The 23,259-nt window shown below is 53.9% G+C and carries 25 protein-coding genes; 14 read left to right on the plus strand and 11 right to left on the minus strand.

Annotation, left to right across the window (positions count from 1 at the left end; all coding sequences use genetic code 11):
- Positions 1-37: 37 nt before the first annotated feature.
- The 5 genes from sufC (at position 38) to ACT3XD_RS07400 (ending at position 4,777) form a co-directional block, all read left to right on the plus strand.
- Positions 38-787: a Fe-S cluster assembly ATPase SufC gene (gene sufC / locus ACT3XD_RS07380; RefSeq protein ID WP_018917498.1), complete on the plus strand. Its 750-nt coding sequence runs from the start codon at positions 38-40 to the stop codon at positions 785-787.
- Entirely contained in the window at positions 784-2,127 is a 1,344-nt protein-coding gene (sufD, locus tag ACT3XD_RS07385) for a Fe-S cluster assembly protein SufD (RefSeq protein ID WP_192537646.1), read from the plus strand. The genes sufC and sufD overlap by 4 nt, the downstream gene beginning before the upstream one ends.
- Positions 2,128-2,192: 65 nt before the next feature.
- A complete protein-coding gene (locus ACT3XD_RS07390; RefSeq protein ID WP_192537645.1) occupies positions 2,193-3,458 on the plus strand; it encodes a cysteine desulfurase in 1,266 nt (421 codons plus the stop codon).
- Positions 3,459-3,466: 8 nt separating this feature from the next.
- On the plus strand, positions 3,467-4,036 hold the full coding sequence (gene sufT / locus ACT3XD_RS07395; RefSeq protein WP_192537644.1) for a putative Fe-S cluster assembly protein SufT: 570 nt from the start codon (positions 3,467-3,469) through the stop codon (positions 4,034-4,036).
- Positions 4,037-4,054: 18 nt separating this feature from the next.
- A complete protein-coding gene (locus ACT3XD_RS07400; RefSeq protein ID WP_192537643.1) occupies positions 4,055-4,777 on the plus strand; it encodes a SanA/YdcF family protein in 723 nt (240 codons plus the stop codon).
- Between the two features lie 3 nt (positions 4,778-4,780).
- Here ACT3XD_RS07400 and ACT3XD_RS07405 read toward each other — a convergent pair whose 3' ends face one another.
- The 4 genes from ACT3XD_RS07405 to ACT3XD_RS07420 all read right to left on the minus strand — a co-directional run bounded on the left by ACT3XD_RS07405 (position 4,781) and on the right by ACT3XD_RS07420 (position 7,777).
- Positions 4,781-5,227: a hypothetical protein gene (locus tag ACT3XD_RS07405; RefSeq protein WP_192537642.1), complete on the minus strand. Its 447-nt coding sequence runs from the start codon at positions 5,225-5,227 to the stop codon at positions 4,781-4,783.
- A gap of 88 nt (positions 5,228-5,315) precedes the next feature.
- On the minus strand, positions 5,316-6,224 hold the full coding sequence (rimK, locus tag ACT3XD_RS07410) for a 30S ribosomal protein S6--L-glutamate ligase (RefSeq protein WP_192537641.1): 909 nt from the start codon (positions 6,222-6,224) through the stop codon (positions 5,316-5,318).
- Positions 6,225-6,264: 40 nt separating this feature from the next.
- On the minus strand, positions 6,265-6,705 hold the full coding sequence (locus tag ACT3XD_RS07415) for an ATP-dependent zinc protease family protein (RefSeq protein WP_018917491.1): 441 nt from the start codon (positions 6,703-6,705) through the stop codon (positions 6,265-6,267).
- 37 nt (positions 6,706-6,742) lie between these two features.
- Entirely contained in the window at positions 6,743-7,777 is a 1,035-nt protein-coding gene (locus tag ACT3XD_RS07420) for a DUF3549 family protein (RefSeq protein WP_192537640.1), read from the minus strand.
- Positions 7,778-8,063: 286 nt separating this feature from the next.
- On the opposite strand from ACT3XD_RS07420, the gene ACT3XD_RS07425 reads away from it, so the two are divergent.
- The gene (locus ACT3XD_RS07425) at positions 8,064-8,396 is read left to right on the plus strand and encodes a YqcC family protein (RefSeq protein WP_192537639.1); all 333 of its coding nucleotides are present in this window, start codon (positions 8,064-8,066) and stop codon (positions 8,394-8,396) included.
- Positions 8,397-8,488: 92 nt separating this feature from the next.
- Here the strand turns inward: ACT3XD_RS07425 and ACT3XD_RS07430 are convergent, their stop codons facing one another.
- From ACT3XD_RS07430 to ACT3XD_RS07455, 6 genes are all read right to left on the minus strand, one after another.
- A complete protein-coding gene (locus ACT3XD_RS07430; protein WP_192537638.1) occupies positions 8,489-9,115 on the minus strand; it encodes an OmpW/AlkL family protein in 627 nt (208 codons plus the stop codon).
- 154 nt (positions 9,116-9,269) lie between these two features.
- Positions 9,270-10,760, minus strand: a complete 1,491-nt coding sequence (putP, locus tag ACT3XD_RS07435) for a sodium/proline symporter PutP (RefSeq protein WP_192537637.1) — start codon at positions 10,758-10,760, stop codon at positions 9,270-9,272.
- A gap of 293 nt (positions 10,761-11,053) precedes the next feature.
- Entirely contained in the window at positions 11,054-14,245 is a 3,192-nt protein-coding gene (gene putA, locus ACT3XD_RS07440; protein WP_192537636.1) for a bifunctional proline dehydrogenase/L-glutamate gamma-semialdehyde dehydrogenase PutA, read from the minus strand.
- A 150-nt stretch (positions 14,246-14,395) separates the two neighbouring features.
- Positions 14,396-15,229, minus strand: a complete 834-nt coding sequence (locus ACT3XD_RS07445; RefSeq protein WP_192537635.1) for an AraC family transcriptional regulator — start codon at positions 15,227-15,229, stop codon at positions 14,396-14,398.
- A gap of 32 nt (positions 15,230-15,261) precedes the next feature.
- On the minus strand, positions 15,262-15,621 hold the full coding sequence (locus ACT3XD_RS07450) for a hypothetical protein (protein ID WP_192537634.1): 360 nt from the start codon (positions 15,619-15,621) through the stop codon (positions 15,262-15,264).
- 246 nt (positions 15,622-15,867) lie between these two features.
- Positions 15,868-16,275 carry a CBS domain-containing protein gene (locus ACT3XD_RS07455; RefSeq protein ID WP_192537633.1) on the minus strand — a complete coding sequence of 136 codons (408 nt, stop codon included), beginning with the start codon at positions 16,273-16,275 and terminating at the stop codon, positions 15,868-15,870.
- 234 nt (positions 16,276-16,509) lie between these two features.
- On the opposite strand from ACT3XD_RS07455, the gene ACT3XD_RS07460 reads away from it, so the two are divergent.
- The 8 genes from ACT3XD_RS07460 (at position 16,510) to ACT3XD_RS07495 (ending at position 22,771) form a co-directional block, all read left to right on the plus strand.
- The gene (locus ACT3XD_RS07460) at positions 16,510-17,103 is read left to right on the plus strand and encodes a YqaE/Pmp3 family membrane protein (RefSeq protein ID WP_192537632.1); all 594 of its coding nucleotides are present in this window, start codon (positions 16,510-16,512) and stop codon (positions 17,101-17,103) included.
- Between the two features lie 99 nt (positions 17,104-17,202).
- Positions 17,203-18,072 (plus strand): carboxylate/amino acid/amine transporter, encoded by an 870-nt coding sequence (locus ACT3XD_RS07465; RefSeq protein ID WP_192537631.1) that lies wholly within the window; start codon positions 17,203-17,205, stop codon positions 18,070-18,072.
- Between the two features lie 85 nt (positions 18,073-18,157).
- Positions 18,158-19,090 carry an NAD(+) kinase gene (locus ACT3XD_RS07470; RefSeq protein ID WP_192537630.1) on the plus strand — a complete coding sequence of 311 codons (933 nt, stop codon included), beginning with the start codon at positions 18,158-18,160 and terminating at the stop codon, positions 19,088-19,090.
- A 2-nt stretch (positions 19,091-19,092) separates the two neighbouring features.
- Complete coding sequence (locus tag ACT3XD_RS07475) at positions 19,093-20,043, plus strand: metallophosphoesterase (RefSeq protein ID WP_192537629.1); 951 nt, start codon at positions 19,093-19,095, stop codon at positions 20,041-20,043.
- Positions 20,044-20,286: 243 nt separating this feature from the next.
- Positions 20,287-21,138, plus strand: a complete 852-nt coding sequence (locus ACT3XD_RS07480) for a rhomboid family intramembrane serine protease (protein WP_192537628.1) — start codon at positions 20,287-20,289, stop codon at positions 21,136-21,138.
- Positions 21,139-21,148: 10 nt separating this feature from the next.
- Positions 21,149-21,433: a YeaC family protein gene (locus ACT3XD_RS07485; protein ID WP_018917478.1), complete on the plus strand. Its 285-nt coding sequence runs from the start codon at positions 21,149-21,151 to the stop codon at positions 21,431-21,433.
- Positions 21,417-22,262, plus strand: coding sequence for a DUF2797 domain-containing protein (locus tag ACT3XD_RS07490; protein WP_225736106.1), 846 nt, complete (start codon positions 21,417-21,419; stop codon positions 22,260-22,262). Before ACT3XD_RS07485 ends, ACT3XD_RS07490 begins: the two co-directional genes overlap by 17 nt.
- Positions 22,263-22,345: 83 nt before the next feature.
- Complete coding sequence (locus ACT3XD_RS07495) at positions 22,346-22,771, plus strand: CopD family protein (protein WP_018917476.1); 426 nt, start codon at positions 22,346-22,348, stop codon at positions 22,769-22,771.
- Positions 22,772-22,792: 21 nt separating this feature from the next.
- Here ACT3XD_RS07495 and ACT3XD_RS07500 read toward each other — a convergent pair whose 3' ends face one another.
- Positions 22,793-23,254, minus strand: a complete 462-nt coding sequence (locus tag ACT3XD_RS07500) for a DUF2231 domain-containing protein (protein ID WP_192537627.1) — start codon at positions 23,252-23,254, stop codon at positions 22,793-22,795.
- Positions 23,255-23,259 lie beyond the last annotated feature (5 nt).

The following is a 23,259-nucleotide window of genomic DNA, read 5'->3' on the forward strand; positions in this document are numbered from 1 at the left end:
GCGCCAGCGACTCGCCAGAATTAGAAGGTTTAAGATTATGCTGCAAGTTACTGACTTACACGTCACCGTTGAAGATAAAGAAATTCTCAAGGGCCTGACTTTGACCATCAATGCAGGCGAAGTGCACGCCATTATGGGTCCTAACGGCGCGGGTAAATCAACCCTGTCAGCGGTGATTGCCGGTAAAGATGGCTATGAAGTCACCCAGGGTAGCATCACCTTTGAAGGTAAAGACGTACTTGAAATGGAAATCGAAGAGCGCGCCCAGGCGGGCCTGCTGCTAGGTTTCCAGTACCCGGTCGAGATTCCGGGGGTTAAAAATATTTACCTACTGAAATCTGCGCTTAATGCCCAGCGTAAAGCCCGCGGTCTTGAGGACATGCCAGCACCTGAGTTTATGAAGCTTGTTAAAGAAAAACTCGGCTTTATGAAGATGGATGCCAGCTTCCTGCAGCGCGCGGTTAACGAAGGTTTCTCCGGCGGTGAGAAAAAGCGCAACGAAATTCTCCAGATGCTGGTGCTTCAGCCCAAGCTTGCCATGCTTGATGAAATCGACTCGGGCCTCGATATCGATGCCATGAAAGTCGTGGCGGATGGTGTTAACAGCCTGCGCGCCGAAGAGCGGGCGATTCTGCTGGTAACTCACTATCAGCGTCTGCTTGACTACATCGTTCCCGATAAAGTCCACGTCCTGGTGGATGGTCGAATCGTCAAAACCGGCGATGCCGAGCTTGCCAAGCAGCTTGAGGCCAATGGTTACGAAGGTATTGAGGAGTCCGCGGCATGAGCGATACGAAAACTTTTCTGGACACGCTGAAATCGCGTAGCCAGCAACGCGAGGCGGAGCCGACGTGGATTGCCGCGCGCCGTCAGGCGGGCGCTGCACGCTTTGAAGCGCTGGGCTTCCCCACGCGTCGTGATGAAGAGTGGAAATATACCGACGTTCGCGCTATTGCCCAAGGCAACTTTGCGCTAGCCGATAACGCTGATTTCTCACCAGCGCAGGCGGCGGCCGTCACATTGCCTATCTCGGCTTATCGTCTCACGTTTGTCGATGGTGTGTTTGCCCCGGCGCTTTCAGACCTTGATGCGCTGCCCCAAAGCGTTCACGTGTTGCCGCTTTCCAAGGCGCTGACTGAAAACCATGAAGCAGTGGGTGGGCCGCTTGGCCGTCTGACCGGCGTGGATTTCTCCTCGTTTGCCGCGCTGAATACCGCGTTTATGGAAGAGGGCGCTGTGGTACGTATCGCGCCCGGTACGGTGGTTGATAAACCCATCGTGCTGCAGTTTCTCTCCCGGGCTAACAGTGCGCCGGTGATGAGCCATCCGCGTATTCTGGTAGAGGCCGGTGGGCGCAGTGAAGCCACGTTGATTGAGCACTATTGCGGTGATCAGGAAGCCGCTAACTTCACCAACGTGGTAGGCGAGTTCATGCTTGATCGCGGTGCCATCCTGAACCACTACAAGTTGCAGGAAGCGCCGCTTAACGACCTGCACATTGCCAGCATGCACGTCGAGCAGGGCCGCGACACTCGCTATACCTCGTACAACCTGAACCTGGGCGGGGCGCTGGTACGTAACGACCTGATCAGCGACTTGAACGGCCAGGGTGCTGAAACCAATTTCTACGGACTGTTCTTTGGCCAAGGCCGCCAGCATGTGGATAACCATACCAAGGTCAATCACAACGCGCCCTTAACGTTCTCCAACGAGAACTACAAAGGCATTTTGGATGACCGCGCTCACGGTGTGTTTAACGGTAAGGTCTACGTCAAGCGTGACAGCCAGAAGATCGAAGGTTTCCAGAGCAACCAGAACCTGCTGCTGTCTGACCGCGCCCAGATTGATGCCAAGCCTGAGCTTGAGATCTACGCCGATGATGTGAAGTGCTCGCACGGCACCACGACCGGTCAGTTGGATGAAGAGGCGATTTATGCCCTGCGTACCCGCGGTATTGATGAAGCCACGGCACGTGGTCTTCTGACCCTGGCGTTTGCAGGCGAAGTGCTGGATAAAGTCGCGCTGGATGAAATTGCCGAGCGCGTCGAGCTGGCCGTTGCCGGTAAGCTGCCTGAGCGCTTCAACCTGGCAGGCCTGGTGGAAACCGCCGTCGCGCTTAACGACTAGTCTTAACAACTGGTCTTAACGGCTATCTTAACGGCTAAGCTCAACGCTTACATGAGGAGTGATGAATGTCGTCAACGGTTCTTGAGAAAGCGACAGCGAGTGGCCAGGCGCCCTATGATGTGCTGGCGGTTCGTGAAGACTTCCCGATTCTTGGTCGGGAAGTCCATGGCAAGCCGCTCGTCTATCTGGATAACGCCGCGACCAGCCAAACGCCGCAACAGGTCATTGACGTGTTTAGCGATTACTACTCGCGCTATAACGCCAATATCCATCGTGGGCTGCACACGCTGGCCGATGAAGCGACGGCGGCGTTTGAAGGCACGCGTGAGCGTGTAAAAGCGTTTCTCAATGCCGAAGATACTCGTCAGATTATCTTTACTCGTGGAACGACGGAAGCAATTAACCTGGTGGCTCAAACCTGGGGGCGCGTTAACCTCACCGCGGGTGATGAAGTGCTGGTCTCGTTGCTTGAGCATCACTCCAATATTGTGCCCTGGCAGCTGCTGGCCGCTGAGCGCGGTTTTACCATCAAGGTCATTCCGGTCGATGACACGGGTGCGCTGGATATGGCCGCTTATCGTGAGCTTTTAAGCGAGCGCACCAAGCTAGTCGCCGTTAACCATGTCTCTAATGCGCTGGGCACGATTAACCCGGTAAAAGAGATGGCGGCGCTTGCTCACCAGCACGGTGCGCTGATTTTCATCGATGGAGCGCAGGCTGCACCGCATCAAACAGTCGACGTGCAGGCGATTGATGCTGACTTTTACGCCTTTTCCGGCCATAAGGTTTATGGCCCCACCGGTATTGGCGTGCTGTATGGTAAAAAAACGCTGCTGGAGGCCATGCCGCCATGGCAGGGCGGTGGTGAGATGATTAAAACCGTCTCTTTCGACGCAGGCACCACCTTTGCAAGTATTCCGCATAAATTTGAGGCGGGTACGCCCGCCATTGCGGAAACTATCGCGCTGGGCCGAGCGCTTGAGTGGGTTGAGAGCGTGGGTATCACCGCCATTGGGCAGTGGGAGAGCGTGCTGCTTGAGCATGCTACTCAGGCAGTGCAGCGTATTGATGGGCTGCGTATTTTAGGAACCGCGCCGAATAAGGCGGGCGTGCTGTCGTTTGTAGTTGACGGCGCACACTCCCAAGATATCGGCCTATTAATTGATCAATTAGGCGTGGCCATTCGTACCGGGCACCACTGTGCACAGCCGCTGCTGCATCATTTTGGCGTGGATGCTACGTGCCGTGCCTCGTTTGCTGCGTATAATACCCTCGACGAAGTGGATGCATTTGTTGCAGCGCTTAATCGTGTTATTGGTATGGTGCGCTAAGGAATCCTATGGATATCGAGCAAATCGCTAGCCTTGATCGAGGCCAGAAACTGCCGCTCCAGCGTGACGTGGAGGCTATTGCGATTCCGTTTGGCAAAACGGAAACCTTGGCGGAAGACAGCGTCGTCAGCGTCATGCAGGCGAAAGGTAGCTCGGTCAGCGTTGGTTTTGAAGGGCGCCTTTATCTTATTGAAGGACGCAACCTGGACGCCTTGGGGCTTGAGGCGCTGCCGCGCCCAACCCTGGCTGAAAGTGCTAGTGAAGATGAGATCGAGCAGTTTGTATGGGAACAGCTGCGCACCTGTTTTGATCCGGAAATCCCCGTCAATATCGTGGATCTGGGGCTGGTATATGGCTGTCGTATTGAGCGCCTGATTACCGGCGAGCGGTTAGTAACCATTCGCATGACGCTAACGGCCCCCGGCTGTGGTATGGGGGACGTCATCGCGGCAGATGCACGTAATAAAATTTTAGGGGCGCCGCAAATAAATAAAGTGCACACCGAGATTGTTTTCAGCCCTCCCTGGAGCCGTGACATGATGAGCGACGAGGCTAAGCTTGAGCTCGGCATGTTTTAAACGCCTCTGGGTCGCTAGATGTACAGCATGTTGTTGAGGTGGGCAAAGCGTCTGCTGATGTCGCTAGGAGCATTGTTGCTGCTGGCGGCATTGTTGTTTGTGCTCGGTAATTTATATGTGCTCGGCACTACGGCACGCTATATCGATCGACAGATACCTGAGTGCCGTCCAGCGGATGTAGGCATCGTTTTCGGCACGTCTCACTGGACGCGTAGCGGGTTACGCAACCCTCACTTTCACGCGCGTATGCGCACCTCCGCCACGTTGATTGCCGAGCAGCGTGTATCGCATCTACTGCTATCCGGCGATAATCGTACCCAGGCCTATAACGAGCCGCGTGCCATGTGGCGTGATCTGCATCGGCGGGGGGTGCCTGCTGACCAGCTCACCATGGATTTTGCTGGCTTTAGCACCTATGACACGCTGGCGAGGGCCCGAGATGTTTTTCAGCTTGAACATGCGCTTTTGGTAACTCAAAGCTGGCATTTGCCGAGGGCAATATTTATTGGTCGGGCGTTGGGTATGGATGTAACCGGATGTGTGGCCGAAGAAAGGCCCACCGCGGACGAGTGGCGCTTAAGAGTGCGCGAGTGGGCGGCACGTGTAGCCACGCTTGGAGATATTTACGTGTGGGACAGGCAGCCCTACTTTTTAGGACCCGCCGAGCCCATCGAGCTGCGAAGCGTCGAGCCAGTCATTACGCCGACGCTTTATATATTTGAACCGGAATCAAGCGAATAGATGCTAGCGGTGTGCTTTACGTTTTTGCAGCCCGTAAAGCTCACGAATCAACTTCCGACACCCCTGCATACATTCATCGACGACTGGCTCGATCGGGTCGGGTAGGGGGTGAGTAAAGAGTGTGGATAACGCCTGCATCAGCACACGCTCTTGCTCTAACAGTTCATTGATTAATACTTGGCTATCGTTGCCAACGAAGCTTTTAAGACGGCTCCAGAGCCATAAAAAATCATCGCGTTCAACATCAGCATCGCGCGGCAGCATTTTTAAATGCGCACGTGCCAATTCCTGCAGTTTACGCATCTGCTTTAACCGCGCAGTATAGTGCGGTTTCAGTGCATCACGCAGCGAGGGACGCAAGCGTTCGATATTATCCTGGAAATAATCAATGCTATCGGCCAGCGCTTCCAGCACGCTGTCCATCGCCACTTGGCGATTGTCGAGAAACATGAGCGTCTACCTCCTTCGGTGACGCAGATTGTGGGGGTGGCAGCGTCTATTTGCCACCCCTAATGCGGATTATTTTTGGTTTTTCCTCTTAGCCTTTAGGCTTGGGGGGCGCTTTACGAACCGGAGAGGCATTTTTTTCGATATGTTCGATAATCATGCCCGCAATATCTTTGCCGGTGGCGTTTTCAATGCCCTGCAAACCGGGGGAGGAGTTTACCTCCATGATGACCGGCCCGTGGTTAGAGCGTAAAAGATCCACACCCGCCACACTTAGCCCCATGGCTTTCGCTGCGCGAATCGCGGTAGAGCGCTCTTCAGGCGTAATGCGGATAACGCTTGCGGTACCGCCACGGTGGAGGTTAGAGCGAAACTCACCCTCTGCCGCCTGGCGCTTCATTGAGGCAACCACTTTATCGCCAATCACGAAGCAGCGAATATCCGCACCGCGCGCTTCTTTAATGTATTCCTGCACCATGATATTGGTCTTCATCCCCATAAAGGCCTGAATAACCGACTCGGCCGCCTGATTGGTTTCAGCGAGTACGACGCCGATCCCCTGGGTGCCTTCCAGCAGCTTAATGACCAGCGGCGCGCCTTTGACCATGGTAATCAGATCGGGAATATCATCTGGTGAATGAGCAAAACCGGTGATCGGCAATCCTAGCCCTTTACGTGATAAAAGTTGCAGTGAGCGTAGTTTATCCCGCGAGCGAGTAATCGCTACCGAATCATTGATGACGTAGGTACCCATCATTTCAAATTGACGCAGTACCGCACAGCCGTAAAACGTAACTGACGCGCCAATCCGCGGAATGACTGCATCGAACGGCTCTATTTCCTGGCCTTTATAATGAATCGAAGGGTGATGCGAGGCGATGCTCATATAGCAGCGCAGTGTATCTACTACGCGCGCTGTATGGCCCCGAACTTCCGCGGCCTCAATAAGGCGGCGAGTAGAGTACAAGTTGCGATTACGTGATAGTAGAGCGATGTGCATTCAGGACTCCGGGCCAAATAAAAGACTAATCATTGTTAGGTTAGGGTTCGCCATGTAAAAATGCAGCGCCGGGGGCAACCAGCAGGCGACGCATGGCGCGGCGTCCAAGCAGCATAGGGTGACGCATATTGCTGCGATCTGTCAGAGTGAGCTCAACGAAAAAGTTCAGCTGGCCCATCTGCATTGGCGTGCGTATCACGTAGCGCCATTCGCTATGTCCGTTTGAGCTGGTAATCCGGCGCCGATCATGAAGATGCAGCTTGATACGGTGTTCAGGCGTTGTCGGCCCGCCACTATGGGTAATGAAGCTTACCCATAACTGGCCGTGCTCATCTTCATGGGTCTGAATATCTTCGGCGTGCAGTGCTGAAGTCCGGGCGCCCGTATCTGCTTTACAGCATAGATGAAGGCCCAGTTCAGGCAACGTTACCATCTCGCGGCGGCCAATGACCGCTTTAGCCTGATAGGGTAATTCCTTCACGGCTTACTCCTTGCAATGCATAGATAGTGCTATCCGTCTAACGGTTAGCTGCCTGTGTCATGGCTGCTAAACGACGCTGTATCGCTGAGCCTGCCGGAGCGTCTCGCAGTGCCATCATGACGGGCAGCCGCAAGCGCGGGATAAGCGCAATATCACGAACAACAGCGGCAAAGCTAGTCCGCTCATCTTCAGCCAAACGGTTGAGGAAAAGTGGTAAACGATATGCGTCTTCCAATAAAAGCCAGCCTCGCCCGGCAATAGCTGCGAGTACATCCGGCCCGCAGGCGTGTTTATCATCTAACAGGCTTGAGTACCAGTCGCCAACCGCCGGATGAGAGGTACTGCCTACCGCACGAATGCAGCTACATAAGGTTTCCATGTCGCCATTGTTCGCTGCCTGCTCACCTATCTCGCGCAGCGCCAGTATCATAGATACTGGCAGTGGCTGGTGTTCTAAACAGTAGCAGAGTGAGTGCACAACGCTAGTTGGCAGCGTCGCTAGACGAGAAGCAAGCGCCTCTGCCTGGGTGTCGTCCAGCCTGACCGTATAGTCGGCAATACCTTGAAGCCCTAATGCTTGCCAGTCGATATCCAGTTGACCGCTCAAATAGGCGTCAACCGGCTCAAAATGCTGGCTGGCGGGCAATCCTCGCTCAAGGGTGGCGTAGGCATTAAGCATTGCCTGAAAAGTCACATTTGGCGTGAAAGCGAGCGGATTATCCTTCATTAGATGATCTGCGTCTTTAACGTTTTGCCCCGCTTGAGCAACATTTTTTCCCAGCGTTTCGATCAGCCGGTTTAAAAAACCGTCGCGCTGGGCGGGGGAGAGTAATCCTTGCTCGTCTAGAGGCAATGCTAAAAACCAAATCGCAGGTTCCGGCATATCCCCAAGGCGAAAAACGGCCGCTATTCGCGCCTGGCCTTGCCATGGCTCGGGCCAAGCGGTATGACCCAGCTCAAAGCTTGCCAGCGTATCGCGCGTACAGGCGGAGACACGCCGGCCCATATGATAGAGCGAAACCTCGGCACCGCTGCGTGTAAAAAACTCATCAATGGTCTGAATTGGTTGCATGATGTCCTTCCGCATTTCAAGCTTGCACTCTACCTTGCCCACCGCACAGTGTCAGCCGAAACGGCGGTTAAATCGCTGCTTTCTTTTGGTTGGTGATCAAAAAACAAACAATTTCCTGTAAGCCTTCTGAGAGTAGCGGTTCCGGCACCTTTCCATAGTTTATCCACAGGCTCTTGCAGGTTTTCTGTGAATCGGTGGGTAACTGTTAATTACTGGGTATAAGTAGCAACTCACGTATAGAGTTGGGATAATAAAGGTGAACCGTTACTGATTAATTAAGGTGTTTATGAGCGTCCATCAACAGCTTCAAACCGCGCTTCTCGAGCTTGAAGCCGCCATGAAGGCCGCCAACTTATGGCGTGTCGAAACTCCCCAGGCAAGCGCTTTTGCAAGTCAGGAGCCCTTTTGTATCGATACCATGTCGCTACCCCAGTGGGTGCGCTTTGTGTTTGTCGCCCGGCTTAATGCGCTTATTGATGCCAATGCGCCGTTACCCGCCAAATGCGAAGTGGCCCCTGCGATTGCCGCCTATCTGATCCAGGAAAAAGTGCGCTCCAGTGACCAGTTTCTGGTGGTGCGGGCATTTGAGAAGGTCGATCAGCTAGTCACAGACAACTAGCGGTTAACCCATCGGGCCTGCGCACTGGCTGGCCCGGTAGGAAAAATTCATCCCGGTGTTGGTTCGCCAAGCGCTTTTCCTAGTGCTATCCGTTAAAAGCGATAGCTTAGCCCGCCCATCACGACAACCGGATCAATGTCCACAGAGCCCGCAGCCGTACCGTTAATAGTGGCATCAGTATTGATATCCAGATACCAGGCGGCCGCGTTAAGCGCCCAGTGGTCGTCGATCAGTAGGTCGACACCTACTTGGCCTGCTGCCCCCCAGGAGTTTTCCAAATTAAGTTCACCAATCGCCACGTACTCATCTGAAAAACGCGTGTAATTGATGCCTGCGCCAATATAGGGCTGCACACGGGATTGCGTGCCGCCGAGCGGGTAATACTGCAGTGTCAGGGTCGGGGGAAGATGCTTGGTTGATGCCAGATTATCCCCATTGAGAGCAATATCATGCTCAAACGGGAGGGCGGCGAGAAGCTCAACCCCTAGCTTGTCGTGGAAACGGTAACCAAGGGTAAAAGCGAAATCCGTTTTATCCTGTACATTGACCGCAAAGGCGCCATCGGCAAGTTCTCCGTTGTGGCTTTTGGGGGCCACTTTGGCGACCCCTGCACGGGTAAAAAAGTCGCCTGCACCGTAGGCAAATACTTGGCTGCTGGCGGCCAGGGTGGCCGTGGCCAGCCCCATGGTTAACAGTGCGGGGAAAGATAGATGGCGCATGATGTTGCTCCTTGCTGTTGACGTTACTCGATAAGTGTCTGTCACTTATGAATAAAGGATATCGTCATGGTGTGGCGGCATTATTGACCCAGGGCAATGAGCGCATGAAAAAGGCCACCCGGGGGTGGCCTTCAAAGATCACTTCAGACTCTTTCTATCGTTCGATATGCTGATATTCACCGGCATCGGCAGTCGCGCTGCTCACCACCAGAATGGCAATGAAGGAAGCAATGAAGCCAGGAATGATTTCGTAGATGCCAGGGCCACCCATGAATTCGCCATTCCAGCCCAGCGCGATCCAGACCATCACGGTGACAGCACCGACGATCATGCCTGCGATGGCGCCAGCGCCGTTAGTGCGTGACCACATCAGCGATAAGATAATCAGGGGGCCGAACGCTGCACCAAAGCCTGCCCAGGCGTTACTGACTAAGCCTAACACCTGAGAGTCGGGGTCGGAGGCAATAAAGGCTGCCACCAAACCTACCAGTACCACACTAATCCGGCCCACGGTAACGGTCTGCTTTTCTGATGCCTGCTTGTTCAGGAAGAGACGATAGAAGTCTTCGGTTAGCGATGACGACGCCACCAGCAGCTGGCTGGAAATGGTACTCATGACTGCCGCAAGCAAGGCCGCATACAGGAAGCCGGTAATCAGCGGATGGAACAGCAGCTCTGCCAGGATAATAAAGATCGTTTCCGGATCCTGAATATCCATACCGTTGCGGATAGCGTAAGCCCGACCAAAGATGCCGAGCGAAACCGCACCAATCAGGGAAATCGCCATCCAGCCCATACCAATATTACGTGCAGTAGGCACATCTTTCAGGTGGCGAATGGCCATGAAACGCACGATGATATGCGGCTGGCCAAAATAACCTAAGCCCCAGGTAACGGCAGAAAGCCAGCCGATGAAGGTCAGGCCCTCTGTCCACGACAGCAGCGTGGGATCGACGTCGTTAAGCGTTTGCGATGCTTGAGTGAAACCGCCGCCGCCTTCACCAAAGAGCACAACTGCCGGCATGATGATCAGTGCCAGCATCATGATGCAGCCTTGCACAAAGTCCGTCATGCTCACGGCCAAGAAACCGCCCACTACCGTATAAATAAGCACCACGCCGAGAGTGATGATAATGCCCAGAGCGTAGTCGCTCATGTCGCCAATGTTGATAATCCCCGCAAAGGCGCTTTCGAACAGCTTCCCGCCTGCCACTAGGCCAGACGCTGTGTAAACTGCGAAGAAAATAACGATAACGATGGCCGATACCGTTCTTAGCGACATTGCCCGGGTAGGAAACCGATTGGCCAGAAAGGCTGGAATAGTGATCGCATTACCATAGTGAACGGTTTGCTCACGCAGGCGTGGTGCGACCAATAACCAGTTGAAGAAGGCGCCCACGAATAGGCCAATACCGATCCAGGCCGAGCCCAAGCCAGACACGAACATCGCACCGGGCAACCCCAGCAGCAGCCAGCCGCTCATGTCTGATGCACCCGCTGACAGGGCCGCTACTTTGGGGCTCAAGGTTCGACCGCCCAGCACGTAGTCTTCAGAGGTCGAAGTGGATGTGCGCATGGCATATAGGCCAATGCCGATCATAAGCGCAAAGTAAGCAAAAAGGCTGATCCAAACGCCAATAGCCATGAAATTCTCCCGTTTATCAAGTCGGATAGCACCGACTGGTGAGTGCGCTTACCGAGCAATGCTTGGTAATCGCACGGACTTATTGTTGTTAACCCTGTCTCTTATTCACGTTACGACCTTCGAGCGTTCCTCGAAGGAGTCGTCAAAAAGAGGTTTCGAGCGTTTATGTGTAACGTTCCCTATGCCTAATGTCCCCCTCCTCAAGAGGGGGGACGTAAAGGCCGTTGCGCTATTATTTTCAACCATGAGAGATCCTTTTTGAGGAGTTCAGGTTCGTTATTATGATGAGCTATTTACTCATCGCCTAGCGCCAGTAAAGACGCGTTACCACCTAAAGCGGCGGTGTTATTGGTAACCGTTTTTTCAGTGATAAAGCGCTGCAGGTAATTCGGCCCGCCCGCTTTAGGGCCTGTGCCTGAAAGTCCTTGACCGCCAAAGGGTTGGACGCCCACCACGGCCCCAATGATATTACGATTAATGTATACATTGCCCGCACGAATTTTCTGCGCAATTTCAGCGGCAAAGGACTCATTGCGGCTATGCACCCCAAAAGTCAGGCCGTAGCCACGGCCATTGATGTCGCTGATTGCCCGGTCAAGCTCGCTGGCCTTGTAGCGCACAATGTGCAGCACAGGGCCAAACTGCTCGCGGGTTAACGAATTGATACTGTCGATGGTAAAGGCTACGGGCGCCACGAACGTACCGTTCTGAGTATGCTCGGCAGCCATCGGCGTTTCAGCGACTAAGCGGTTTTCGCCTTTAAGCTTTTGGATATGCTCAAGCAGGCCTTTGCGGGCTTCTTCGTCAATCACCGGGCCAACGTCGGTACCCAAATCGCGCGGATCACCGATGCGCAGCTCGTTCATAGCGCCTTTAAGGATTGTGATGACGCGGTCGGCAACATCGTCTTGCAGGTAAAGAACTCGCAACGCTGAGCAGCGCTGGCCAGCGCTTTGGAACGCAGACTGAATAACATCGACCACGACCTGTTCGGGCAGGGCGGTAGAGTCGACGATCATGGCATTCATGCCGCCGGTTTCAGCGATCAGCGTGGGCAGCGGTGCGTTTTCACGCGCAGCCAAGGCGCGGTTAATGATCTGCGCCGTGTCGGTGCCGCCGGTAAAGACTACGCCAGTGATACGCGGGTCGGAGGTCAGCACGCTGCCCACGGTCGGGCCATCGCCCGGCAGTAGCTGAACCACATCGCGCGGCAGGCCTGCTTCGTAAAGCAGCTCAATCACGCGGTGAGCGACAATCGATGTTTGCTCGGCAGGCTTGGCCAGTACGGTATTGCCCGCAACGGCAGCGGCAACAATCTGACCGCAGAAGATAGCCACCGGGAAATTCCAGGGGCTTATCGCAGCAAACACACCTTTACCGCCCATGATCAGCCGGTTGGATTCGCCGGTTGGTCCCGGCAGTTCAATGGGCTCGCCGAAAGACTCTTCTGCGCGCATGGCGTAGTAGCGGCAGAAATCAACGGCTTCTTTGATTTCGTCCACACCATCCGTTAAGAGCTTGCCGCCTTCGCGTGAGCAAAGGGTCATAAGCTCGGGCATGTTGTCTTCCATCAGGTCGGCTAAGCGACGCAGCACGGCCGCGCGCTCAGCAACCGGCGTGGCTTCCCAGCGCGGGAAGGCATTCCAGGCTGCATCCAGTGCCTCGGTTGCCTGCTCTTTTGTCGTCCACTGAATGCTGCCTACGCTTTGACGACGATCAAACGGGCAGGTCACGCTGTGGGTATTGGCGGCATCGTCTGCCACATCGAACGCCAATAGCGGCTTGGCCAGGTACTGCTTATCCATGAAGGCGGCCATCTTATCCATCAGCGGATAGAAGTGGCTGCGGATATTTAGGTTAACGCCCCGCGAGTTACGCCGCTTGGGTCCGTAAATATCCTTGGGTAACGGAATCCGCGTATTGGTCAATGATTTCTGCTGACGCAAGGTCTCAATCGGGTGCTGGCAAAGCCATTCCACCGGCACTTCTGGATCAACCAGCTGGTGGACGAACGACGAGTTAGCACCGTTTTCCAGCAGGCGGCGCACCAGATAGGGCAGCAGATCTTTATGCGCGCCTACTGGGGCGTAGATGCGACAGTACGTGCCTTTGGGCGCGCGCTCCAGGGCCGCATCGTAAAGCGCTTCACCCATGCCGTGCAGGCGTTGGAACTCAAACGGCCGACTGTCGTGGTTGGCAAATTCCAGAATGTTGGTGACCGTATGGGCGTTATGCGTGGCGAACTGCGGAAAAATGCGCCCGACGGTATCGTTTGAAAGCAGAAACTGGGCACACGCCAGGTAAGCAACATCGGTACATGCTTTACGGGTATAAACCGGGTAGCCATCGACACCCAGCTGCTGCGACTCTTTGATTTCGCTATCCCAGTAAGCGCCTTTCACTAGGCGCAGCGGAATTTCATCGCCTTGCTCATCCGCCAAGCGGTTAATGTAGTGAAGCACCGGCAGGGCGCGCTTGGAGTACGCCTGAATCACCAGGCCAAAGTGGCCCCAGCCTTTTACCGAATCGCTTGAGTAAACCGCGCGGAAAACTTCCAGCGAAAGCTCTAAACGGTCAACTTCTTCGGCATCGATAGTAACGGCAACATCCAGCTCGCGGGCTTTAGTTACCAGCTTGATAACGGTGTCGACAAGCTCTGCGAGTACCTGCTCACGGCGGCCGAATTCATAGCGCGGATGAAGTGCAGAAAGTTTGATCGAGACAGACGGGGCGGGCGTTTTCTCGCCCAGTGCTTTAGACGTTTTACCCACCTGCTCAATGGCGCGGGCATAATCATCAAAGTAACGCTTCGCGTCATCACGCGTACGCGCGGCTTCACCTAGCATGTCGTAAGAGTAGGTGTAGCCTTTATTGAAAAGCGGTTTGGAGCGTTTCAGGGCTTCGTTGATATCACGCCCCAATACGAATTGCTTACCCATGATTTTCATCGCTTCAACCATCGCGCGACGAATCACAGGCTCGCCCATACGATTAACCATACGGTTAATAAAGGTAGCTGGCTGGCCATCCCGCGGATGGTCGAGCTTTAGAACGCGGCCGGTCATTAAAAGACCCCACGTGGAAGCGTTGACCATCCACGACTCACTTTTGCCTGCGTAAGACTGCCAGTCGGCCGGACCAAGCTTGTCTTCAATCAGAGCGTCGGCGGTCGCCTTATCGGGGATGCGCAGCATGGCTTCGGCCAGACACATCAGCATCAACCCTTCATGCGTGTCCAGGCTGTACTGCTGTAAAAGCTCGTCAATGGTGTCGACGGCCGTGTCCATTTCACGCACATCGCGTATTAGCGCCGCCGTATTGGCCTCAATGCGAGCAAAGTCTTCGCGATCGGCATCCAGCAGTTTGATAAGCTCGCCAACGTAGGTTTCTTCGTCCACCAAATAGTGGTCGCTCACCTGGGCCATTAGCGTATCAAGATCAGTTTGCCAGGTGGCAGAATCACGCATTTTTTTAGCGTTGAGCATTGAGGCCCCCGAAAATCTAAATAAAGACAAATAGGTGGTAGGGCTTTTCGCCCAAGCAGCGGTCGAATGTAGAGTGCTATCAAGTTTGGTGTATGTCGTTTCCTCGGAAAAACATGTCAATTCCGTGGCAAGCGCTGTGGTTTTTAGACTTTAGTGGAATGATTTTTGTGCTGCCAGAGGATTTTTAGCCCTGGTTGGTGACGCTTTAGATAGTGGCTCTGATGTCGCTTGGCGCAGCATGCGAGGTGATACGCCGTAGCTATGTCTGAACGCATGAGAAAGCGCACTTTGATTGGCAAAGCCGGTTTGAATGGCAATATCGGTTAAGGGTAGCCGACTTTGCAAAATAAGCTGACGGGCGGCGTGCAGCCGCTGGCGCTTGACGTATTGCCAGGGAGAAAGCCCGGTTTGCCCCCGAAAACGTTCTGAAAAGTGCGCCTCACTCAGGCAGGCGAGCTTGGCTAAATCAGCCACACGTAACGCATCAGCAAGATGACGGTGGATAAAACGATCAATCTGGGTAAGGTCGATCCGCCGCTGACATACTGTTGGTGGGTTGCCAAGCCGGGCTTTTAGTGAGCCAAGTAGGGTGGCTGCCAAGCGGTCCTGCTGAAAAGATGCATAGGATGTGTCAAACCCTTGGGCGAGTTCGCTCTCCATAAATGCCAAATAATGGCGTAATGGGTTATCCAGGGCAAAAAAGCGCGGGGCATCAAATAGGGCGACCAGCTCGCGATGCTCGCCGGTAAGTGCTGGTGCATCTTCTGGAAGGTCCAGAATGAGCTGCCGATTGTGCCCCTGGCCTGAGTAGTAGTGCTCATGGTTCGCCGGCACAATGCAGCCTGAAAAAGCATTCACGCGGCCACCCAACCCCTCAATCTCAAATTCCGATGAGCCACACAGGGTTATCACGATTTGGTGAAAATCATGCGCATGATGATGTGTGGCGCTATCCAGTGGGATTCTGCGGATGGTACTCGGCATGGCTATTATCTCCTCGGCGCGTTTAGCCGCATCTACTTCTGATGCAACGCCGTATGGGCCGCCAGATGGTCGCGTAATGCTTGCAGCTCTGCTTGCCCTTCATGATTTAAAAGCGGTTTACCCTGAGCGATCAGCCAGCGTCGACCATGTAGCTCCATCAGGTGTGCAGCGCGTCGGCGAACCCCATCCAGATACTCATTATGGCGTATCGGGTAGCCGATAATCGCATTCCACTCGGTTTCGCTCACCTGGCTAACTAACGCCTTGTCAAAAAGGGCCAGCAAATCTTTTGGTTCGGTGCGATACCTGGGGGTCCCCGCCGTCATTAATACCAGTAAAACGGCACCCATCACCAACAGGCAAACCCCAAGCACCAGTAGGTAAAGTGCCATGTATTCACTCCTAACCACTTATGCGTATATGTAAGCTTTAGTATACGCGTGCACCCCTTTGGAGACGAAAATTTTACGGAGTAGCGAACTTTTTCATTAGAGAGTGTCTGAGTTAGTACAGACAACGTAGCGATAGCAGTCGCTAATAGTGTTGTCCTAGCTATTGTTTTCGATCCCTTGCTTCCGCTGCTTTTAAAGCAGCGGTTTTTTTTGACCGTTGTTCAGTGGTTAGCTTGCTATCAGCGCTTAATGGCAGCGAATTTTAAGAAGCGCAATCAGAATATCACGCCGGGTAACGATACCCACCAAGCGCAACTGCTCAACGACCGGGTAAACTTTAGGTTTTTTGCCGAGCATTTCCTGGGCAAGGTCGGTAATGCTTTTATTGGGAGTGGTCGTCAGCACCTCCTGGCGCATCAACTCGCCGACCATTGGTGTCTCGTGGTCATGATAAAGGCAATCAAGTACGTGACCCAATACATCCTGTTCAGAAATAAAACCAACTAGTCGGTCTGATGCATCAACAACGGGGGCACCCGGCAGGCGATGAAGCGCTAAACCTTGGGCCAAGTTGGTAATGGATGTGGAGGGCGAGACGCGGTAACAGTCTCGGGACATGATATCGCGAACGGTATGCGGGGCTTGCTGGTTCATCGGTCACTCCTTATGCACACCTTCGTATATGAATCACACCTGTGTGCAACGAGGTCTTAACGCGTGATAGCTAAGTGCAACGCGAGCTAGGTTATTCGATAATGCGTAGTCACGGCTTAAACATTTTACAGCTCAAACGCTCTTACCAATGTAGATGATTTAGAGCCATGCTTGGTGTGAATTGGCACTAATTACATTCAACGCTTTGCGTATCGCTAACGTAAGGAGCTTCAAATGGATGCACGTGAGTATCTTAATCGCAAAGGTGTGGGCGTTGAACGCGAACCCGACCGTCCGAATACCCTTGAGGAAAAATCCTGGGAACGTGCCCGTGGGGCAGGGCAGCAGCGACCCAAATCCGGCACCCCGCACGACTGGGAAGATTGGGAGCGCTACCACGATGATCTCGCTCAGGATGCCACTGAATTAGAGCAAAAAATCGATAAGCAGGCCCACCGCAAAGAAGGTCGTGAACAATCCGAAACTCAGCGTGCTCAGCCAGCAGTGGAGCATTTTACGCCGCCGGAATCTTCACCCCAATCCAAGCCGTTGCCATCTCATGCCAAGCCAGCCGGCGCTCAATTGGAAGCTAAGGCTGAAGAGGCTACTTCTGATAAGGCTAAATCGGAAAAAACTGGCGCGGACTCCCCCGTCTCCGAGCCTAAAGCGCTAAAAGCTGCCTATATGGCGCTGGCTGTTTTATTACCGCCGTTAGCATTGGCGTTAACCGGTGCCGGCGCTACGCGTATTGTTATCGGCGTGGTGCTCACCCTAGTTGGCTGGCTGCCTGGCGTAATTTATGCGCTATGGTGGCTCAAGCGTGTATAGAGCGTCGTTAACTAGGACATTTATGCAGGTTTACCAGTTGGCAGGCCGCGATAAGTCCGTATAATCTGCGTAAACCATTTTAATAAACGAGGTTTACCAGTGGGCTATCTAATTAGTGTAACGGCGCTATGGGCGTTTTCATTTTCGTTAATAGGCGTTTACCTGGCGGGCCAGGTCGATGGCTATTTCGCGGTGCTGATTAGGGTAACGCTGGCAATGCTGGTTTTTTTACCTTTTTTACGCCCAAGCCTGCTACGCGGTAAGCAACGCCTCGCTTTGATGGGCCTGGGTGCGGTACAGCTTGGCGTAATGTACACGTTTTTTTACCAATCTTTCTTGCTGCTTTCCGTACCGGAAGTGCTCCTCTTTACTATCTTTACGCCTGTGTATATCGCGCTGCTGGACGATTTACTGTTTGGCCGCTTTACGCCTATGTACCTTATCACCGCGCTGTTGGCGGTAATCGGCGCCGCCATTATTCGCTACGATGGGATCGATAGCGGCTTTTGGCAGGGTTTCTTTGTAGTTCAGGGCGCCAACCTTTGCTTTGCGCTTGGCCAAGTTGGCTATCGCCGCTTAGCGGCCGACCTGCCGCCAACGCTTGCCTGGCATAACGTGTTTGGCTGGTTTTTTATCGGCGCCATGCTGGTTGCGCTGCCCGCTTACCTTCTGTTTGGCAATAGTGCAGCGCTGCCCAGCACGTCACTGCAGTGGGGGGTATTGGCGTGGCTGGGCCTAGTGGCTTCAGGCGTAGGTTACTTTGCCTGGAACCAGGGCGCTACCAAGGTCGATGCGGGTACGCTGGCGATTATGAATAATGCCCTTGTGCCGGCCGGTTTACTGGTCAACCTGCTAATCTGGAACCGTGATGCGGATATCGTGCGGTTAGCCGTGGGCGCGCTCATCATGGTCGGGTCACTATGGTTGAATCATTGGTGGCTGACGCGTCGGACCGCAAGCGTGGCCTGAGTTATTACCTTGGTTTCGTTAAGCTTATTTGCCCGTTACTCCCGGTATCGCCATAATGTGAGGCTGATGCCAGCGAGAGCCTCCCATGCTTAACACTCAACCGCCATCTTCCGCGCCGTTATCCGGCGAAAGGAGTACACGGCCCTTTAAAACGATTGGTTTGATTGGTCGTTTAGGCAGCGACAAAGTCGTCGATTCGCTTCAACGGTTGATCAGCTATCTGGTAGCGCACGGCTATAACGTGTTGGTTGAGGATCGCACGGCCACCGTAATTCCAAGCCACGGCCAGCCTGAAGCCAGCCGGCGGATGTTGGGCGAACTGTGTGACCTGGTAATTGTGATTGGCGGAGACGGCAGCCTACTGGGCGCGGCACGCACGCTGTGCCGCAGCGGCACGTTAATGTTGGGCGTGAACCGGGGTCGGCTGGGGTTTCTCACCGATATCTCGCCCGACGAACTGGAAAGCCGGGTGGGTGAAGTGCTGGCTGGCGAGTTTGAAATTGAAGAGCGCTTTTTGCTCGATGCGGTGCTGTATCGTAACGGAGTCGCCGTCGGTAATGGTGATGCGTTAAACGAAGTGGTCGTGCACCCTGGCAAAGCCGTGCGCATGATCGAGTTTGAGCTGTTCATTGATGGCCAGTTTGTTTATAGCCAGCGCAGCGACGGCTTGATTATTGCAACGCCGACAGGTTCGACAGCCTATGCGCTTTCCGGCGGCGGCCCGATTATGCATCCCAAGCTTGATGTGGTGACGTTGGTACCCATGTTCCCGCATACGCTTTCCAGCCGCCCCATCGTGGTTGATGCGGCCAGCGAAATTCGAATTCATATTGGTGAAACCAATCAGGCCTACCCACACATAAGCTGTGATGGACAAACACGAGCGGTGGCCAAGCCAGACGACATACTAGTCATTAAGCGCAAGCCAGAGCGCGTCAAGCTTGTACACCCTATTGGACATAACTTTTATGAGGTGCTGCGCAGTAAATTAGGTTGGAGCCACCGGCTGGGAGATTAAGCATGGAAGGTTACGACCTGATTGGTGATGTGCATGGTTGCGGTGCAACGCTGATTGCCCTGTTGGAAAAACTGGGTTATCGCGACTCTGGTGGCGTTTATCGACATCCTCAGCGAAAAGTTATTTTTCTAGGCGATTTAATTGACCGTGGCCCGCGTATTCGTCTTGCCGTCACCGTTGCACGGCGTATGGTGGAGGCGGGGGAGGCGCATATCGTCATGGGTAATCACGAGCACAATGCTCTGACGTATACCCACCCGGCGCCGCCAGACAGCCATAAACGCTGGCTGTGTGAGCACACACCGCGCCATAACCGTATTATTGAAGCCACTTTGGCCCAGTACCAGGATTACCCCAGCGAGTGGGAAGACACGCTTGCCTGGTTTAAAACGCTGCCGCTTTTTCTAGAAATAGACGGAATCCGCGTAGTACACGCCTGCTGGGATGATGGGTTGATCGGGCAATTAAAGCAGCGCCTACCTAATGGACGTCTGGATGACCAGTTTTTAATTGAATCTGCCGACACATCTACCGAGGCTTATCGTATTATCGACCGGCTAACCCGGGGAGCGAATATTCCGCTGCCTAGCGGCATCGCCATTCAATCCGGCGATGGTTATACCCGGCAGAGCTTTCGGGCGCATTTCTGGTCGGCTCATCCGGAGCAGTGGGGCGATGTCGTTTTTCAACCGGATAACCTGCCGGGCGACCTGGAAGAGCGTGTGCTCTCCGAGAGTGAGTACCAGCGCCTGAGCTATTATGGCCCGGAAGAGCCACCGCTTTTTATAGGCCATTACTGGTGCGAAGGAATCCCCGCGTTGCCTACCCAAAATATCGCCTGTCTGGATTATAGTGCGGTTAAATATGGCCGTCTGGTGGCCTATCGGTGGAGCGGAGAAAAGCAGCTAAGTTCGGATAATTTTGTTTGGGTTCAGGTGGTTAACGAGGGTTAAAACTGTTTTTCACTAAACGCGAAAGATTTTTATTAACCTGCGTTAGTCATAGATACAACTGGTTACATTTTTTTTATGAAACTGCTGAACTAACTGTGCGGTCGGCTATCAGAGTAAGTGTTCCCTTGAATGATCCCTTGCTTTTTTCCGGCGGCCCCTCCGCCGGATTTTTTTTGTCTATAGATTGGTGGCTTGATCTATAGGGTGGTGGTTAAGTTTCAAGGCCTTCAACAGGGAGAGGCTATGCACCCCGTTATACGTTTACCCAGTGGCGTCGATACGCAGGAATTGCGTAAAGCACTATGGCACTACCGGATCGGCCACCGTATTACTGATGAAGCCGATGGCCCGCTGTTATGGGTGGCCGACCCGCGCCAGCATGAAGAATTAAAAGCCCTGGTAGGGCGTTGGGAGCGTGGCGAACCACTGATTCTGGATCGGCCTGCCACACGCAAGCGTACGACAGGCAATCTGCTGACGCTGCTGCATGGCGTGCCGGTAACCGTGCTATCCATTGCGATAAGCCTTGCGATATTTGCCTTAACCGAAATGTTTGGTGACGTTATCGTCATGGCGTTGACCATTGTGCCGGTAGGCATCGAGGGCAATCAGCTGGTGTACGGCAACTTAACGCAAGCCCTGACGTCTGGTCAGGTGTGGCGCCTGCTTTCTCCGGCATTTCTGCATTTCGGCTTGATGCACCTTATCTTCAATCTAATGTGGCTATGGTATTTTGGGCGCCAAATCGAAGCGTTACAGGGCAGCCGTACCATGCTGCTTATGCTGTTAATCGCCGGTATTGGCGCCAACCTCGCTCAGTACGTCACCGGCACGGTGCTGTTTGGCGGAATGTCGGGCGTGGTATATGCCTTGCTGGGGCATGTCTGGCTGATGTCTCGCCGCGTGCCGCATAGCGGTTTTTTCGTTCCGCAAATGCTGGTCGTATTCATGTTGGGGTGGATGGTATTCACCATGACGGATCTGGCTGGTTCAGTAGGGTTTGGCAATGTCGCCAATGAAGCACACTTAGGTGGGCTTCTCGTGGGGCTTGTCACAGGCTGGTATTATTCTTCACGCCGTTTGAAAACAGATTAAGAGGCCCGCAATGAGCGATATGACGTTTGATAAAATGATCAACCAGATGACCCCGGCGATTTATGAAAGCCTTAAGCAGGCCGTGTCTTTGCGTAAATGGCCCGACGGTCGCTTTCTAACCGCCGAACAAACGGAGCTGTGTCTGGAAGCGGTAATGCGCTACGAGGCCGAAAATAACGTTGCTGAAGAAAACCGGGTGGGCTACCTGGAGCAGCGTACCTGTGGTGCAGCCTCCTCAGGTGCTGGCGTGACACCGGAAATGGCAGGGCTTGGCCGGGATGCAACGCGTGACTGATCAGGTAGTGCAAGGGTGCTTACGTAAGATGTCCGCCACATTGCCCGACCAGCTAGGCGATAAGGTGGTCTATCACCTGCGGGCAGGGGATCAAGAGATTCCCCTCAATTCACGTATTGGAATGCCGTTATCGCTTGAATGGAGCGGCGCCATTGCCTGCACGCACTGCGGGCGGGCAACCAAGAAAAGCTTTGCCCAAGGTCACTGTTACCCATGTTTCAAACGCTTGGCGCAGTGCGATACCTGCATCATGAAGCCTGAAACCTGCCACTTTTTTTTGGGTACCTGCCGCGAGCCGGAATGGGGCGAAACACACTGCTTTCAACCACATATTGTTTACCTGGCTAATTCATCAGGCTTAAAAGTAGGTATTACGCGTAAAACGCAGATGCCTACTCGCTGGTTGGATCAGGGCGCTATTCAGGCGCTGCCCATACTCGAAGTCAATACGCGTCAACAGTCGGGGTTTGTCGAGATGCTCTTTAAAGAGCAGGTAAGCGACCGCACTAACTGGCGCGCTATGCTGAAAGGGGAAGTCGAGCCGCTTGACTTAAACGCTGAGCGAAATCGCCTGTTGGATGTGTTGAGTGATGGATTAGACAAGCTGCGCGATCTGCATGGGCAGGACGCTATCCGCACGCTGGATGAGGCGCCGCACGCCTTTGACTACCCGGTTGAGACGTTTCCACGTAAGGTGGTATCGCATAATTTTGACAAGCAGCCGCGGGTCGAGGGAGTACTCCAAGGCATTAAAGGACAGTATCTGATATTGGATACTGGCGTAATTAATCTCCGAAAATTCACAGGTTACGAAATTAGCCTCACGTAAATCGGCTAGCTAGAGTGGCAAGTGTTGGCTAAGGTATAGGGAGCGCAATTCATCCAAGCCTAACGCAACGCAAGGAAGCCACAATGCCTTGGCTAAAACTTCTGCATATAGCCTCGCTCGTTATCTGGTGCGGCTCACTTCTATACCTGCCTGCGTTACTGAGCTACTCGCTTCAGCTGCGTAAAGATGCGGGTTTTGCTCAAGGCTCGCCTCCCATGCCGCGGTTTTTTTATATTTCCGTGGCAACCCCTGCAGCCCTGGTCGCCATATTTTCGGGCACCGCGTTATTTTTATTGCACGGATTAATGGGCGGTTGGTTAGCTTTTAAACTAGCCGCGGTCGTGGCCATGGTCGCGGCGCATGGCAGCTGCGGCTGGTTAATCCTGCGTTTGGAAATGGGCATTTATAAAGGTGTAAAAACGGCCTCGATTTTAGCGTTGCTGCTGGCTTTGGCGGGTATTCTTAGCGTATTAGGATTTGTATTGGCTAAACCCTTGGACTGGAGTTAACCCGCCATGACCAGTGCCAAGCTATTCCTCTACTTCAACACCCACCGCATGTTCATACACCAACTGACCACCCAGCCAGCCTGCCAGCGCCACCAAACCAGCGGTGATGACGGAAATTGCAATGCCCCAGGGCAGCACCATCTCGGGCTGATTAAAGCGTATCAGCCAATTAAACGATGCCAGCGACAGCATGACAACGGCAACAATGGCGTGACTCCAACCTGTGATCAAACGGCGAATCTGCCCCACGCTGACCAGATCAATCGTGCCGGCGATGCTCGCAAGCCAGCCGCCGAGCGCGCCAATGCCCGCCAGCCAAAGTCCAACGCGCAGCCAGAAAGGGTCGGCGGTATACCAGTAGCCCAAATCGCAGGCTACCAGAGCCATGAGTGCGGCGACGGGGAAATGCACCATCAACGGGTGCAGCGGGTGGCCAGCAATCGCGGCGCGGCTTTTAATTGTGCGCCTATTGGGGTTTGCCATAATCA

The sequence above is a fragment of the Halomonas sp. AOP7-B1-5 genome (genome assembly GCF_052353045.1).
GTDB classification, from domain to species: Bacteria; Pseudomonadota; Gammaproteobacteria; order Pseudomonadales; family Halomonadaceae; genus Vreelandella; species Vreelandella colorata.

What these genes read in the sequence shown, in the direction of transcription:
- sufC (WP_018917498.1), top strand. Translation starts at nt 38, where the DNA reads ATGCTGCAAGTTACTGACTTACACGTCACCGTTGAAGATAAAGAAATT.
- sufD (WP_192537646.1), top strand. Translation starts at nt 784, where the DNA reads ATGAGCGATACGAAAACTTTTCTGGACACGCTGAAATCGCGTAGCCAG.
- ACT3XD_RS07390 (WP_192537645.1), top strand. Translation starts at nt 2,193, where the DNA reads ATGTCGTCAACGGTTCTTGAGAAAGCGACAGCGAGTGGCCAGGCGCCC.
- sufT (WP_192537644.1), top strand. Translation starts at nt 3,467, where the DNA reads ATGGATATCGAGCAAATCGCTAGCCTTGATCGAGGCCAGAAACTGCCG.
- ACT3XD_RS07400 (WP_192537643.1), top strand. Translation starts at nt 4,055, where the DNA reads ATGTACAGCATGTTGTTGAGGTGGGCAAAGCGTCTGCTGATGTCGCTA.
- ACT3XD_RS07405 (WP_192537642.1), bottom strand. Translation starts at nt 5,227, where the DNA reads ATGTTTCTCGACAATCGCCAAGTGGCGATGGACAGCGTGCTGGAAGCG.
- rimK (WP_192537641.1), bottom strand. Translation starts at nt 6,224, where the DNA reads ATGCACATCGCTCTACTATCACGTAATCGCAACTTGTACTCTACTCGC.
- ACT3XD_RS07420 (WP_192537640.1), bottom strand. Translation starts at nt 7,777, where the DNA reads ATGCAACCAATTCAGACCATTGATGAGTTTTTTACACGCAGCGGTGCC.
- ACT3XD_RS07425 (WP_192537639.1), top strand. Translation starts at nt 8,064, where the DNA reads ATGAGCGTCCATCAACAGCTTCAAACCGCGCTTCTCGAGCTTGAAGCC.
- ACT3XD_RS07430 (WP_192537638.1), bottom strand. Translation starts at nt 9,115, where the DNA reads ATGCGCCATCTATCTTTCCCCGCACTGTTAACCATGGGGCTGGCCACG.
- putP (WP_192537637.1), bottom strand. Translation starts at nt 10,760, where the DNA reads ATGGCTATTGGCGTTTGGATCAGCCTTTTTGCTTACTTTGCGCTTATG.
- putA (WP_192537636.1), bottom strand. Translation starts at nt 14,245, where the DNA reads ATGCTCAACGCTAAAAAAATGCGTGATTCTGCCACCTGGCAAACTGAT.
- ACT3XD_RS07445 (WP_192537635.1), bottom strand. Translation starts at nt 15,229, where the DNA reads ATGCCGAGTACCATCCGCAGAATCCCACTGGATAGCGCCACACATCAT.
- ACT3XD_RS07450 (WP_192537634.1), bottom strand. Translation starts at nt 15,621, where the DNA reads ATGGCACTTTACCTACTGGTGCTTGGGGTTTGCCTGTTGGTGATGGGT.
- ACT3XD_RS07455 (WP_192537633.1), bottom strand. Translation starts at nt 16,275, where the DNA reads ATGAACCAGCAAGCCCCGCATACCGTTCGCGATATCATGTCCCGAGAC.
- ACT3XD_RS07460 (WP_192537632.1), top strand. Translation starts at nt 16,510, where the DNA reads ATGGATGCACGTGAGTATCTTAATCGCAAAGGTGTGGGCGTTGAACGC.
- ACT3XD_RS07470 (WP_192537630.1), top strand. Translation starts at nt 18,158, where the DNA reads ATGCTTAACACTCAACCGCCATCTTCCGCGCCGTTATCCGGCGAAAGG.
- ACT3XD_RS07475 (WP_192537629.1), top strand. Translation starts at nt 19,093, where the DNA reads ATGGAAGGTTACGACCTGATTGGTGATGTGCATGGTTGCGGTGCAACG.
- ACT3XD_RS07480 (WP_192537628.1), top strand. Translation starts at nt 20,287, where the DNA reads ATGCACCCCGTTATACGTTTACCCAGTGGCGTCGATACGCAGGAATTG.
- ACT3XD_RS07485 (WP_018917478.1), top strand. Translation starts at nt 21,149, where the DNA reads ATGAGCGATATGACGTTTGATAAAATGATCAACCAGATGACCCCGGCG.
- ACT3XD_RS07490 (WP_225736106.1), top strand. Translation starts at nt 21,417, where the DNA reads ATGCAACGCGTGACTGATCAGGTAGTGCAAGGGTGCTTACGTAAGATG.
- ACT3XD_RS07495 (WP_018917476.1), top strand. Translation starts at nt 22,346, where the DNA reads ATGCCTTGGCTAAAACTTCTGCATATAGCCTCGCTCGTTATCTGGTGC.
- ACT3XD_RS07500 (WP_192537627.1), bottom strand. Translation starts at nt 23,254, where the DNA reads ATGGCAAACCCCAATAGGCGCACAATTAAAAGCCGCGCCGCGATTGCT.